The sequence below is a fragment of the Paracoccus suum genome (assembly GCF_003324675.1).
Classification (GTDB): domain Bacteria; phylum Pseudomonadota; class Alphaproteobacteria; order Rhodobacterales; family Rhodobacteraceae; genus Paracoccus; species Paracoccus suum.
The window spans coordinates 658,899-671,837 of the sequence record NZ_CP030918.1 but is presented as its reverse complement, the minus strand read 5'-3'; the positions used below and the strand labels follow the sequence as shown (position 1 = coordinate 671,837).

The following is a 12,939-nucleotide window of genomic DNA, read 5'->3' as shown; positions in this document are numbered from 1 at the left end:
GCCATGCTGCGCTATACTGAAAATCACGAGTGGCTGCGCCCCGAGGGCGACGAGCTTGTCGTCGGCATCACCGACCATGCCGCCGAGCAACTGGGCGATGTGGTGTTCATCGACCTGCCCGAGGTCGGCCGCGAGGTCGCTGCGGGCGACGAGATCGTGGTGATCGAATCGGTCAAGGCCGCGTCCGAGATCACCGCCCCGCTGGCGGGCACGATCACCGCCGTCAACGACGTGCTGGGCACCGATCCGGGCAGCGTGAACACCGACGCCATGGGCGCGTGGTTCTTTCGCATCAAGCCGGCCGAGGCCGGTGCCGCGGACGGTTTCATGGACGAGGCCGGCTATCAGGCGCTGATCGGCTGATCCATGGCGGTGCGGCGCATCATCGCCAACCTGCCCGCCACCGATCCCGTGCGGCTCGCGCGCTTTTACTGCGACGTCTTCGGGCTGGCGATCCCGCTCGAGATGGGCTGGATCGCCTTCCTGAAGGGCGATGCCCGCCCGGAGATCGAGCTGCACACCGCGTCCGAGGGTGGCTCGGGGACCGCGATGCCAGCCATCTCGATCGCCGTCGATGACCTCGACGCGGTCGAGACCGCCGCTCGCGCGGCGGGGGCAGCGCCCGTCTACGGCCCCGTGACCGAGCCCTGGGGCGTGCGCCGCTTTTACCTGCGCGACCCCGAGGGCAACCTGATCAACGTCCTCGCCCATACCGACGCCCATCACGAAGGTTGACCCGATGTCCCTCCCAGTCACCGACTACGATCCCTATGATTTCGCCAACCGTCGCCATATCGGCCCGTCGCCGGCCGAGATGACCGAGATGCTCTCGGCGCTGGGCCTCGGCTCGCTGGAGGCGCTGATCGACGAGACCGTGCCGGGCTCGATCCGCCAGGCGGACGTGCTCGACTGGCCTTCGCTCTCCGAGCATGAGCTGCTCTCGAAGATGCGCGATCTGGCCAAGGCTAACCCGCGCATGGTCAGCCTGATCGGGCAGGGCTATTACGGGACCGTCACCCCGCCGGCGATCCAGCGCAACATCCTGGAAAACCCGGCCTGGTACACGGCGTACACCCCCTACCAACCCGAAATCGCGCAGGGCCGGCTTGAAGCGCTGCTGAACTACCAGACCATGGTCACCGACCTGACCGGGCTCGACGTGGCCAACGCCTCGCTGCTGGACGAGGCAACGGCGGCAGCCGAGGCGATGACCATGGCGCAACGTTCCGCCAAGGCGAAATCGCTGCGCTTCTTTGCCGACGAGGCGCTGCACCCGCAGACCTTGGCCGTGCTGCGCACCCGCGCCGAGCCTCTGGGGATCGAGGTTGTCAGCGGCCGGGCGAATGAGGTCCCCGAGGGCATCTTCGGCGCGATCTTCCAGTATCCGGGCACCTATGGCGAGTTGACCGACCTTACCGCGCCGATCGAGGCGGTCCACGCGCAGGGCGGCCTTGCCATCGTGGCCACCGACCTGATGGCGCTCTGCGTCCTGAAATCGCCGGGCGAGATGGGCGCCGACATGGCTGTCGGCAGCGCCCAGCGGTTCGGCGTGCAGATGGGGTATGGCGGCCCCCACGCCGCCTTCTTTGCCTGCCGGGACGCGCTGAAACGCTCGATGCCCGGCCGGATCGTCGGCGTCAGCGTCGACGCGCGCGGCAACCGCGCCTATCGCCTGTCGCTGCAGACGCGCGAGCAGCACATCCGCCGCGAAAAGGCGACCAGCAACGTCTGTACCGCGCAGGCGCTGCTGGCGGTCATGGCCGGGTTCTATGCCGTGTTCCACGGCCCCAAGGGCCTGCGCGCCATCGCCACCCGCATCCACCAGCGCACCGCGCGCCTCGCTGCAGCCCTGCGCGAGGCCGGCGCCACCATCGTCAACGACAGCTTTTTCGACACCCTGACCGTCGAGGTCGGGATCGGCCAGACCGCGGTCCTGACGGCGGCGCGCGAGAACGGCATCCTGCTGCGCAAGGTCGGCAATGATCGCGTCGGCATCAGCGTCGATGAGACGACGACCGATGAAGTGCTGAACCGCCTCCTGGAGGTCGCCTTTGGACGCGACGCCGGACTGCCCGCCGAAGCCCCCGAGGGCGTGCCGGAGGGATTGGTTCGCACGTCTGACTACCTCGCCCACCCGGTGTTCCAGATGAACCGGGCCGAATCCGAGATGATGCGCTACATGCGCCGCCTGTCGGACCGCGACCTCGCGCTGGACCGGGCGATGATCCCGCTCGGCTCATGCACGATGAAGCTCAACGCGGCCGCCGAGATGATGCCGATCACCTGGCCGGAGTTTGCAGACGTCCACCCCTTCGCGCCGAAGGAGGTCGTGGCCGGTTACGGCGCGATGCTCTCGGACCTTGAGGCGAAGCTCTGCGACATCACTGGCTATGACGCCTTTTCGATGCAGCCGAACAGCGGCGCGCAAGGCGAATATGCCGGTCTGCTGACGATCCTGGCCTATCACCGCGCCAATGGCGACGATCAGCGCCGGGTCTGCCTGATCCCGGTCTCGGCCCATGGCACCAACCCGGCCTCGGCGCAGATGGCGGGAATGGAGGTCGTGGTGGTCAAGTCCACCGCGACCGGCGACATCGACCTCGACGACTTCGCGGCCAAGGCCAAGGCCGCGGGCGACCGTCTGGCGGCCTGCATGATCACCTATCCCAGCACCCATGGCGTGTTCGAGGAGACGGTGCGGGACGTCTGCCGCATCACCCACGAGCATGGTGGCCAGGTCTATCTGGACGGCGCCAACATGAACGCCCTCGTCGGTCTGGTGAAGCCGGGCGAGATCGGCAGCGACGTCAGCCACCTGAACCTGCACAAGACCTTTGCCATTCCACACGGCGGGGGCGGGCCGGGCATGGGGCCGATCGGCGTCAAGGCGCATCTGGCGCCGTTCCTGCCAGGCGATCCGCAGGCGGCGGATGGCGGCGCGGTTAGTGCGGCGCCGTTCGGCAGCGCCTCGATCCTGCTGATCTCGTGGGCCTATATCCTGATGATGGGCGGCGCCGGCCTGACCCAGGCGACCCGCGTGGCGATCCTGAACGCCAACTACATCGCCACCCGTCTGAAAGGCGCCTATCCGATCCTGTTCCTCGGCAACCGGGGCCGCTGCGCGCATGAGTGCATCCTCGACACCCGGCCCTTTGCCGCCCATGGCGTGACCGTCGACGACATCGCCAAGCGCCTGATCGACAACGGTTTCCATGCCCCGACGATGAGCTGGCCGGTGACCGGCACGCTGATGGTCGAGCCGACCGAATCCGAGACCAAGGCCGAACTGGACCGCTTTGTCACCGCGCTGTTGGCCATCCGTACCGAGATCGAGGACGTCGCCCAGGGGCGCGTCGAGGCCACCGCCTCGCCGCTGCGGCACGCCCCGCACACGGTCGAGGATCTGGTCGGCGATTGGGACCGTCCCTACCCGCGAGAGCAGGGCTGCTTCCCCCCCGGCAGCTTCCGCGTGGACAAATACTGGCCGCCGGTCGGCCGGGTGGACAACGTCGCGGGCGACCGCAACCTCATCTGCACCTGCCCGCCGCTGGAGGACTACGCCCAGGCGGCCGAATAAAACCAGCGGGCGCGCCGGGATTAGATCACCGCGCTTGTCACAGCGCCCTCCCGTTAACCATTCTTAACGAACGGTTAACGGGAGGGCCCAATGATTCGTGCCACGATCATTGCGCTTGCGGCCCTCGCCGTTGGCGGGGGACCCCTTCTGGCCCATCCCGGCGGCCTGAACGCAGAAGGCTGTCACTACAACCGCAAGACCGGGGACTATCACTGTCATCGCAAGGGCGCCTCCGCTGCGCCGCGCGCAGCGGGTGGGGGCAAGAGACCAGCAGCCCCGGCCAGCGGCTACCGGAACTGCGCCGCAGCGCGCGCCGCGGGGGCGGCCCCGGTGCACAGGGGCGATCCGGGCTACCACCCGCGGCTTGACCGCGACCGCGACGGGATCGGTTGCGAATAGCTTCAGCCGCCCCAGTCCCGGCGCAGCCCCTCGACCCAGGCCCGCCCGGGGTCCCCGCCCCAGAGCTGCCAGGCGATAAAGCCGGTGGACGGGCGCTGCGGGTCGTCCCAGGCGCCTTTGCCATGCAGGTAGGCGAACCGCGCAAACCATGCGGCGATGACCCGCATCTCGACTGGCGGGACCGGCCGGCTTGCCGCTAATCCCATCGCGCGGGCAAGCCCGACCTCGGTGCCGCCGCGCCCGTGCAACGCCCGCAAACGCAGCCCTTCGGCGGCGGTGGCCGACACCTCCGGCGGCGGGAGAAAACCGTCGTCGCCACTCTCGATCAGCCCAAGCGCGGCGAGTTGCGCGCTAAGTGGCGCGGGCAGGCGCGCAGTCAAGACATCGCGCCTTGATGCGGGCGGCTGCGAGCGAGCATCAACGAACCGACTTCGCGAGCCACTGGGCCCCTCTGCGGACGCGGACCGGCAGGATCGTTAGGATTAGTCAGATCGGCCACTGGCTGTCCTTTATGGAGTTGGGATCAACCTAGTCCGCGCCGCGCCACTGGACCACATGGTCCCACCGTGTGCCATCCGACGTCCGCGACAAGCCGCGAACTTGCTCGCCGCCCGCCGCGTTCCCACATCACCGACATCCAATCCGAGGTCGATCATGCCCAGCACTCCCGATCCCGCCACTCTGACATGCCTTGTATGCGGGCAGCGAAACCGCGTTCCTCTCGCGCGGCTTGGGCAGGCGAAATGCGGCACCTGCGGCGCGCGACTCGCCGAGGGCAAGGTGGCCGAGCTGGACCTTGCCATCCATGACAAGGCCGCCGGGGCGGATGATGTGCCGCTGCTGGTCGATTACTGGGCGCCGTGGTGCGGGCCATGCCGGGCCATGGCTCCGAACCTCGCCGCCGCCGCCACCCAGTTCACTGGTCAGGTCCGGTTTGCCAAGATCGACACCCAGTCGTTTCCACAAGTCAGCCAGCGCCTGCGCATCCAGGGCATTCCGCTGCTGATCCTGTGGCACCGCGGCCGCGAGATCGCCCGCCTGCCGGGCCTGCGCCCGGCGTCCGAGATTGCCACCTTCCTGCGCCTGAACACCGCTTGACAAGCCGCCGCCGCCGGTCCAAATCGCCCCCCGGTGCGGGGCAGTAGCTCAGTTGGTAGAGCGCGTCGTTCGCAATGACGAGGTCAGGGGTTCGATCCCCCTCTGCTCCACCACCGTATCCATTTTTTGGGTAACCTGTCCTGCGGAAGGCGCCCCTTCTTCGCCGCTCACCGTTGCACAAGCGGCCGGAGGCTAATGTGCGATTGCGGGCCGCTCATTTGGTGTTGGGTCCAACACAGAACAGCGCTTCGATCTATCAGCAAGGCACGCCCTCGCATCGCCTCCTTGACCTTGGCTTGTTTCGCAATCGGCCAAATAAACCACGCATCCGGATAAGTGCGCCTCCCGATCCGCGCTATGCTTCGCGCATGCCGCCGGACCGCGCGGCCAGTCCAAACCCGGAGGTCAAGAAATGAAGCGCAAGCTCGTCGCTACCATGCTCGCCTGTATCGCCGCGGCCCCGCACGCCTATGCCGCGGAACCCGAGACCTGCCAGACCCCAAGCTTTTCCGATGTCGGCTGGACCGATATTTCCGCCACGACTGCCACCGCCAGTACCGTGCTGAAAGCTCTCGGCTATGCACCCGAGACGCAGATCCTCTCCGTCGCGGTGACTTTTGAATCGCTGAAGCAGGGCGATACCGACGTCTTCCTCGGAAACTGGATGCCGCTGCAGGAGCCGATCCAGAAACCGCTGGTGGATGCCGGAGATATCGAGGTCGTCCGGCCCAACCTGGAAGGCGCGCTGATCGGTTTCGCGGTACCGAAGACGACCTTTGATGCCGGGCTGAAGACCTATGCCGACATTGCCAAGTTCAAGGACAAGCTGGATGGCAAGATCTACGGCATCGAATCCGGCAGTAGCGCCAACACCACCATTCTGAAAGCCATTTCCGACAACACCTTCGATCTTTCCAAGTTCGAGCTGGTCGAGTCGAGCGAGCAGGGCATGCTCGCTCAGGTCGAACGCGCCATCAATGGTGGCAAGGACATCCTGTTCTTTGGCTGGCGCCCCCATCCGATGAACGTCCGCTACGAAATGGAATACCTGACCGACGGCAAGGACATGTTCGGGCCGAATGATGGTGCGGCGACGGTGCTGACCGATACCCGCAAGGGCCTGTCGGCCGAATGTCCGAACCTCGGCAAGTTCCTGTCGAACCTCGCCTTCACCGTAGAAGCCGAGGACAAGATGATGGCCTATGTCCTCGATGACGGGCTGGAGCCGGCTGCGGCCGCAGAACGCTGGCTGAAAGAGAACCCGGCCGCCCTCGATGGCTGGCTGGACGGCGTGACGACCTTCACCGGCGAGCCTGCGCTGCCGGCGGCGAAAAAGGCGCTAGGACTGTAACGCGCGCCGGGCGGCGGTCGGGGGATGCCCGAACCGCCGCCGATAGGCCCGCGATAGCGCCGAGATGGACGAAAAGCCTGTTCGGATGGCGATCTCGACCATCGACAGGTCCGTGTCGACGATCATCCGCCGCGCGACCTGCAGGCGCAGCGAGGCATAATAGTCGGCCGGCGAAGTCTTGACCGCCTCGCGAAACAGCAATTCCAGCGTGCGGCTGGAGCAGCCGATCTCGGTCGCGATCGCACCGACGGTGCGCGGCGTATCCACATGCTCCTCCATCAGGCGGATCGCGCGAGCCACGCGGCGGTCCAGGCAGTCGATCCGGCCCAGCGACACCAAAGGCTGCGCGTCGGTCGGCAGTCGCACCTCGTCATAGACGTAAAGGCTGGCGACGTTCATCGCGGCGCCGATCCCCTGGCGGGCGCGGATAAGCGCCAGCATGAAATCCAGTGCGGGTGCAGCCGCCCCGGTAGTCACGACAGAGCCGTCCACGACCCAGCGATCCGGCAGCACCTTGATCTGCGGAAAGCGGGCGGCGAAATCCTCCAGGTCCTCCCAATGGGTGGTGGCCGCGCGCCCGTCGAGCAGCCCGGCCAGGGCGAGGACCCAGCTGCCGGATTCGACCCCGCCGACCATCCGCGCCCGTCGGGCGCCTTGCCGCACCGCCGCCAAGGTGGGTGCGGTGGCGTGGCGGGCAGCATTGAACGCGGCCACGACGAGAAGCAGGTCGCAATCCTGCGCAGGCTGAAAGGCGGCGTCGACCTGAACCATCAACCCGCCGCTGGTCGCGACGGGCTGGCCGTCCATCGATACGACGCGCCAGCGATAGGGCGTGCCGCCAGTAATGCGGTTTGCCGCGCGCATAGGATCGACCGTGGCCGCGAGGCTCATCAGCGAAGCCTCGGGCAGTACGAGGACCGTGACGTCCAGCGGCGCCGTGTTGGGTTGGAAGATCACGCCGGTTCGCGCAGCCTTACGGCCGCTGCCCCACGAAGCGGCCTGCCCCTTCGGCCTCGATCCCGGCATGGCGCGCGGCCCAGTCCGCCAGCTTTCGGGCAACGGCCTCGTCCGGCAGGCTGGTGCGGCGGGTCTGCAGATCGGTGTGCAGCAGCAGCGATTCGACCGTTGCGGACAAGCGCTTGCCATCCTTCCACAGGCGGTGGAGCAGATGCAGCCGCTTGCCCTCGCCCGCCAGGACCTGCGTCGTGACCGTCAGCATCTCGCCGGCCAGAACTTCGTCCAGGTAGCGGATGTGGTTCTCGACGGTGAAATAGCTTTTGCCGGCAGCAATATAGTCGGCATCCGCACCGACCATCGCCATGAAGCGGTCCGAGGCCAGCGAGCCCGCCTCGAGGTAATGCGTCTCGTTCATGTGGCCGTTCGCGTCGGTCCAGGTCACCGGCACCGGCCGACGCATTGTCACCGGCAGGCCGTCTTGCTGGCCCAGGTCGGGCAACGATTCCTCATGCGCGGTAATTACCCCCCCTGCGCCGCTGCCGGAGCGGCGCAGCGCGCGCAGGATGCCGACGATATTGTCGTCACGCAGCCGTTCGAGCCCGCGGATCGACAGGTGACCCGATTGCGCGTCGGACTGGCCCGCGATCAGCGCGACAAGCTCGTCGTTGAATTCGGGCACGTCCATCAGCTTGGTCCAGGGCCAGGCGAGGGCCGGGCCGAACTGGGCCATGAAATGCGCCATCCCGGCCTCGCCCCCGGCGATGCGGTAGGTCTCGAACAGGCCCATCTGCGCCCAGCGGATGCCAAAGCCCATGCGTATGGACTCGTCGATCTCCTCCGTGGTGGCGATCCCGTCCTTGACCAACCACAAGGCCTCGCGCCAGACGGCCTCGAGCAGACGGTCGGCGATATGGGCGTCGATTTCCTTGCGGATGTGCAGGGGGAACATGCCGATGCCGCGCAGGATTTCCGCGGCCTTGGTGCAGGTGGCGGGATCGCCGACCAGTTCGACCAGCGGCAGCAGATAGACCGGGTTGAACGGATGGGCGACGATGGCGGCGGTCCCGCCCGCGTTCAACTCGGACGGTTTGAAGCCTGAGGTCGAGGAGCCGATGATCGCATCCGGCGCTGCAGCGGCGATTGCGGGCAGGACCTTGTGCTTGAGGGCCAGCGTCTCGGGCACGCTCTCCTGCACCCAGGCTGCTCCGGCGACCGCATCTGCCATGTCGGCATGGAAGCTCAGCAGCCCCTCGGGCGGCAGGGCGCGGTCATAGACGGCGGGCAGGGCGCGGCGCGCGTTGGTCAGCACCTCGCCGATCTTGCGTTCGGCCTCCGGGTCCGGGTCGAAAACCGCGACGTCCCAGCCGTTCAGAAGAAAGCGCGCGGCCCAGCCGCCACCGATGACGCCACCACCGACGATCGCGGCCTTCATGCCGCCGCCGCCCGCGGCGCGCGCTTGGTCAGCCCCAGCTTCTCACGCACCGCATCGGGACCGATCACCCGGCCGCCCATGCCCTCGATGATGTTGGCCGCCCGTTCAACCAACTGCGCGTTGGTCGCAAGCTGCCCCTTGCCGAGCCACAGGTTGTCCTCAAGCCCGACGCGCACATTGCCGCCGGCCAGCACCGATGCTGCGACATAGGGCATCTGGTCGCGGCCGAGGCTGAAGGCCGACCAGCACCAGTCGGTCGGCACCGCATTTACCATCGCCATGAAAGTGTTCAAATCGTTCGGTGCCCCCCAGGGCACGCCCATGCACAACTGGACCAGAGCCGGGCTGTTCAGCACCCCTTCGCGCACCAGTTCCTTGGCGAGCCACAGATGGCCGGTGTCAAAGGCCTCGATCTCGGGCGTTACGCCAAGGCTGGTCATGATCCCGCCCATAGCGCGCAGCATGCCGGGCGTGTTGGTCATGACGTAATCGGCCTCGGCAAAGTTCATCGTGCCGCAATCGAGGGTGCAGATTTCCGGCAGGCATTCTGCGACGTGGGCCATTCGTTCCGTCGCGCCGACCATGTCGGTGGCCGCGGCATTGACCGGAAATGGCGCCTCGGGCGGCCCGAAAATGATGTCCCCGCCCATCCCGGCGGTCAGGTTCAGGACCACGTCGACCGATGAATCGCGGATCCGCTCGGTCACTTCGCGGTAAAGGGCGGGGTCGCGCGCAGGCTTTCCGGTTTCCGGGTCGCGGACGTGGCAATGGACGATTGCCGCGCCGGCCCTGGCCGCCTCGATGGCGCTTTCGGCGATCTGCGCCGGGCTGCGCGGCACGTGGGGTGAGCGGTCCTGCGTGGCGCCGGAACCAGTCACCGCGCAGGTGATGAAGACATCCTTGTTCATGCTCAGCGGCATCGCTCTCTCCCTCTTGTGGCGGCATCCTAGGGCGGCCAGCCGCGCCAAAGATTGTCTTTATCCACTCGAAATTGTCCAATACCATCAACTTTGATGACGCGGGTCGGCTTCCTTCTGTTCGACGGCTTTTCCAACATGGTCCTGTCGTGCCTGCTGGAGCCGCTACGTGCCGTGCGCGACCAGACCGGCCACGATATCAGCTGGCAGGTGCTGACGCCGGATGAACGGCCGGTCCGCTCCTCGAGCGGGCTGCAGATTGCGCCCGACGGTCCAGCGGCAACGGGGTACGACATGCTGATCCTGGTGGCGGGCTACGGCTATGCGGACCATGCCAGGCATGCCCGCCACGTGCGGCGCCTTGCGCGCGCGGCGGCGATTGTCGTCGGTGCCGATACCGGCGCCTGGATCATCGCCGCGGCTGGCCTGCTGTCAGGCCAGCGCGCCACGCTTCACTGGTCCTTGCTTGCGGATTTCGCCGAGGCCTTCCCGGAGGTGCAGGTCGCTCCCGACAAGCACGTCACCCAAGGCCGCATCTGGTCCTGCGGCAGCGCGTCGGCGGCGCTCGACCTGATGCTGGTCTTCATCGGCGAGCGGTTCGGACAGGCCAACGCCTTCCTCGCGGCCAACATGTTCCTGCACGACGCCAGCCTGACGCCCGACCAGCCCCGCGCCCGCCTTCCGGGCAGCGGCAGCGCCCGCCTACGCCAGATCGTCGCCCTGATGTCCAGCCAGATTGAGGCCGCGCCGCCGCTGGAGCGGATCGCAGCCGAGGCCGGCGTTTCGCTGGGAAAGCTTGATCGCATGTTCCGGTTCGAGGTCGGCATGGCGCCCGGCCGCTACTTCCAGATGCTCCGCCTCGCCCGTGCGAGGGATATGGCGGCCAGCACCGACCTGAACCTGCGGGAAATCGCGTTACGGTGCGGGTATTCGGGGGCGCCAGCACTGAGCAAGGCCCACCGCCAAGCTTTTGGGCAGCCGCTCAGGCAGGCAGGAAAATCCCGGTCAATTTCTTTGGCGCAACCACTAAACCCATAGAAAATTTAGAACTTCACTTTCCGAGCAGCTTGGAGGAGGGGGAAGGGAGCGCGATTTATCCGCCACCGGCCAATCTTCGCCCCAATACTAAAATTAAGCGCTCCTTGCCGTGGATCCGATATCTGGCAACATCCGGCAATGGCCGCCATGATGTTGGAAGCTGACTGGGGCTCCTTTGACTCACGGCGTAAAGGTATTTTAAATCCCAAACTAATTCCGCAATCTACCAAAAAGTTTATAAGATATTTTTGTGCCACAAGCAAACCTGTTCCCTCCCCATAGCCAAAGCGTTCGCAGTGTGATCCTTCAAAAATGGCAGCCTTTCGCTCGGGTATTCTCTTAGCATGTTGTCTACAATAGGCAGTCGATCTCCAAACGAATCAGCGTTCCGGTCATTTCGGGCCAAGCGTCGAAAAATTTTGCATTTCATGGCTGCCAATTCCTGCCCGCGTCTCTTCGCCGAGAGGTCTCTCCATGGGTATCTGGCGTGTAGCCACCGCCTTGGACACGCTGCCGGTCACGGTACGTGACGCCAACAAGCTTCGCGGCTGGATCGTCGAGGTCGCGCCATCCGACCTGCCCTCACTGGCCAGCAACCCGATCGTGGAATCGATCTATGCGGCGCCGGGGGAGGGCGCGCTGCGTTAGGATCGTTGCGTCGGACCGACCACCGCGGGCGCTCACCATCCTAAGTGATTGCCCCGGTCTGTGGCGCGTTGCGCGGCGGATGTGTGCCGGGTTAGCCTGTGCGCCTGGCCGGGAAGGGGGATGCGCATGGACTGGTTGAAGGCGACTGCGGTCGAGCAAGGGCAGGCGATGATGGCCGGCGTGCTGGACCCGGTGGACCAGACCGAGGCTTACCTCGCCGCCGCCGCGGCCCATCCCTATGGCACGCGCATTTATGCCCGGATGACGCCCGAGCGCGCACGGGCCGAGGCGATTGCGTCGCATGACCGGGCGCGGGCCGGTCTGCGCCGCGGGCTGCTGGACGGGGTCGCCCTCAGCTGGAAGGACAATATCGACAGCGCCGGGGTTGCGACCGAGGCAGGCTCGCGGCTGCTTGCCGGGCGCGTCCCCGATCGTGATGCGGCGGCACTGGCGGCGGCCACGGCCTCGGGGCTGGTCTGCCTCGGCAAGACCCATATGACGGAGCTGGCCTTTTCCGGCCTGGGGGTGAACCCCTCGACCGCGACGCCGCCGAATGCCTATGACCCGGACCTCGCGCCCGGCGGCTCCAGCAGCGGCGCGGCTGTTTCCGTTGCGCTCGGCCTCGCGGCGGCTGCCATCGGCAGCGACACTGGCGGCTCGATCCGGTTGCCGGCGGTGTGGAACGGCGTGACCGGCTTCAAGCCGACGCCGGGCGCGCTGCTGGCCGAGGGGGTGGTGCCGCTCTGCCGGCGGTTCGACGCAATCGGACCCATCGGCCGCAACGTCGCCGATTGCGCCGCGATTTTCGCGCTGCTGGCCGGGCAAAAGGCACCCGACCTGGACGGGCTCGGCATCGGTGATCTGCGCCTGCTGGTGCTGGAGGGACTGCCCTTTGACGAGATCCGCGAGGCGCCGGCAGCGGCCTTCGAGATGGCGATCGATACGCTCGGCCGTGCAGGCGCCCGCATCAGCCGCGCCGCGCCTGATTGCGTGCGCGAGGCCGCGGCCCTGACCCCCGTGCTGTTCACCCCCGAGGCCTACGGGCTGTGGAAAGCGCAGATCGAGATCGCGCCTGACGTGATGTATCCGCCGATCCTGACCCGGTTCCGGGCCGGGCGCGATGTATCGGCCGCCGACTATGTCGCGGGCTGGGACCAGCTGAACAGGCTGCGGCTTCGCTGGGCCGAGGCGGTGGCGGGGTATGACGCGGTGCTGCTGCCCACCAGTGCGATCTTGCCGCCCGATGCGGCAAAGCTGGCAGGGGACGAGGCGTTCTTCGCGGCGGAAAATATCCTGGCGCTGCGCAACACGCGCATTGGCAACCTGCTGGGGCTGCCGGGCATCAGCCTGCCCACCCAGCAGCCCGCGTGCGGCCTGATGGCCATGGGCGCGGTCGGCGATGACCGCCGCCTGCTGGTCGTTGCCGACGCGCTGGAGGCGGCCCTCGCCTGAGGCAGCCCAGAATTTCCCACGCCGCCCTGCCGCGTGCTGGACGGACACGCGCGATTTCGTTACCTTGACA

13 protein-coding genes and 1 tRNA gene are annotated in these 12,939 nt (G+C 67.0%); 10 read left to right on the top strand and 4 right to left on the bottom strand.

All coding sequences use genetic code 11. The annotated features are described in order from the left end of the window. The first annotated feature begins 3 nt into the window (after window positions 1–3). From gcvH to DRW48_RS03260, 4 genes are all read left to right on the top strand, one after another. Entirely contained in the window at window positions 4–363 is a 360-nt protein-coding gene (gene gcvH / locus DRW48_RS03275; RefSeq protein ID WP_114075160.1) for a glycine cleavage system protein GcvH, read from the top strand. A 3-nt stretch (window positions 364–366) separates the two neighbouring features. Continuing rightward, window positions 367–735, top strand: a complete 369-nt coding sequence (locus DRW48_RS03270) for a VOC family protein (RefSeq protein ID WP_114075159.1) — start codon at window positions 367–369, stop codon at window positions 733–735. Window positions 736–739: 4 nt separating this feature from the next. Next, entirely contained in the window at window positions 740–3,577 is a 2,838-nt protein-coding gene (gcvP, locus tag DRW48_RS03265) for an aminomethyl-transferring glycine dehydrogenase (RefSeq protein ID WP_114075158.1), read from the top strand. Window positions 3,578–3,667: 90 nt separating this feature from the next. Continuing rightward, window positions 3,668–3,976 (top strand): excalibur calcium-binding domain-containing protein, encoded by a 309-nt coding sequence (locus DRW48_RS03260; protein ID WP_114075157.1) that lies wholly within the window; start codon window positions 3,668–3,670, stop codon window positions 3,974–3,976. Window positions 3,977–3,978: 2 nt separating this feature from the next. Here DRW48_RS03260 and DRW48_RS03255 read toward each other — a convergent pair whose 3' ends face one another. Further along, window positions 3,979–4,356 (bottom strand): hypothetical protein, encoded by a 378-nt coding sequence (locus tag DRW48_RS03255; RefSeq protein ID WP_199286145.1) that lies wholly within the window; start codon window positions 4,354–4,356, stop codon window positions 3,979–3,981. Window positions 4,357–4,630: 274 nt separating this feature from the next. Between DRW48_RS03255 and DRW48_RS03250 the strand changes: the two genes are divergently transcribed. The 3 genes from DRW48_RS03250 to choX all read left to right on the top strand — a co-directional run bounded on the left by DRW48_RS03250 (window position 4,631) and on the right by choX (window position 6,425). Continuing rightward, on the top strand, window positions 4,631–5,074 hold the full coding sequence (locus DRW48_RS03250) for a thioredoxin domain-containing protein (protein WP_114075156.1): 444 nt from the start codon (window positions 4,631–4,633) through the stop codon (window positions 5,072–5,074). 37 nt (window positions 5,075–5,111) lie between these two features. Continuing rightward, a tRNA-Ala gene (locus DRW48_RS03245) sits at window positions 5,112–5,187 on the top strand. Between the two features lie 299 nt (window positions 5,188–5,486). After that, entirely contained in the window at window positions 5,487–6,425 is a 939-nt protein-coding gene (gene choX / locus DRW48_RS03240; protein ID WP_114075155.1) for a choline ABC transporter substrate-binding protein, read from the top strand. Here the strand turns inward: choX and DRW48_RS03235 are convergent. From DRW48_RS03235 to bcoG, 3 genes are read right to left on the bottom strand one after another with little or no spacing between them, the layout of a single operon-like run. Further along, window positions 6,414–7,382 (bottom strand): GlxA family transcriptional regulator, encoded by a 969-nt coding sequence (locus tag DRW48_RS03235; RefSeq protein ID WP_241963358.1) that lies wholly within the window; start codon window positions 7,380–7,382, stop codon window positions 6,414–6,416. The two genes, choX and DRW48_RS03235, sit on opposite strands and share 12 nt — an antisense overlap. A gap of 16 nt (window positions 7,383–7,398) precedes the next feature. Then, window positions 7,399–8,814: a carnitine 3-dehydrogenase gene (locus DRW48_RS03230; protein ID WP_114075153.1), complete on the bottom strand. Its 1,416-nt coding sequence runs from the start codon at window positions 8,812–8,814 to the stop codon at window positions 7,399–7,401. Continuing rightward, complete coding sequence (gene bcoG / locus DRW48_RS03225) at window positions 8,811–9,734, bottom strand: 3-dehydrocarnitine:acetyl-CoA trimethylamine transferase BcoG (RefSeq protein ID WP_114075152.1); 924 nt, start codon at window positions 9,732–9,734, stop codon at window positions 8,811–8,813. The genes DRW48_RS03230 and bcoG overlap by 4 nt, the downstream gene beginning before the upstream one ends. 93 nt (window positions 9,735–9,827) lie before the next feature. Between bcoG and DRW48_RS03220 the strand changes: the two genes are divergently transcribed. The 3 genes from DRW48_RS03220 (at window position 9,828) to DRW48_RS03215 (ending at window position 12,869) form a co-directional block, all read left to right on the top strand. Continuing rightward, window positions 9,828–10,769, top strand: coding sequence for a GlxA family transcriptional regulator (locus DRW48_RS03220; protein ID WP_114075151.1), 942 nt, complete (start codon window positions 9,828–9,830; stop codon window positions 10,767–10,769). A gap of 474 nt (window positions 10,770–11,243) precedes the next feature. Next, a complete protein-coding gene (locus DRW48_RS15835; protein WP_162784663.1) occupies window positions 11,244–11,417 on the top strand; it encodes a hypothetical protein in 174 nt (57 codons plus the stop codon). A gap of 126 nt (window positions 11,418–11,543) precedes the next feature. Then, window positions 11,544–12,869: an amidase gene (locus tag DRW48_RS03215; protein WP_114075150.1), complete on the top strand. Its 1,326-nt coding sequence runs from the start codon at window positions 11,544–11,546 to the stop codon at window positions 12,867–12,869. Window positions 12,870–12,939: the final 70 nt, after the last annotated feature.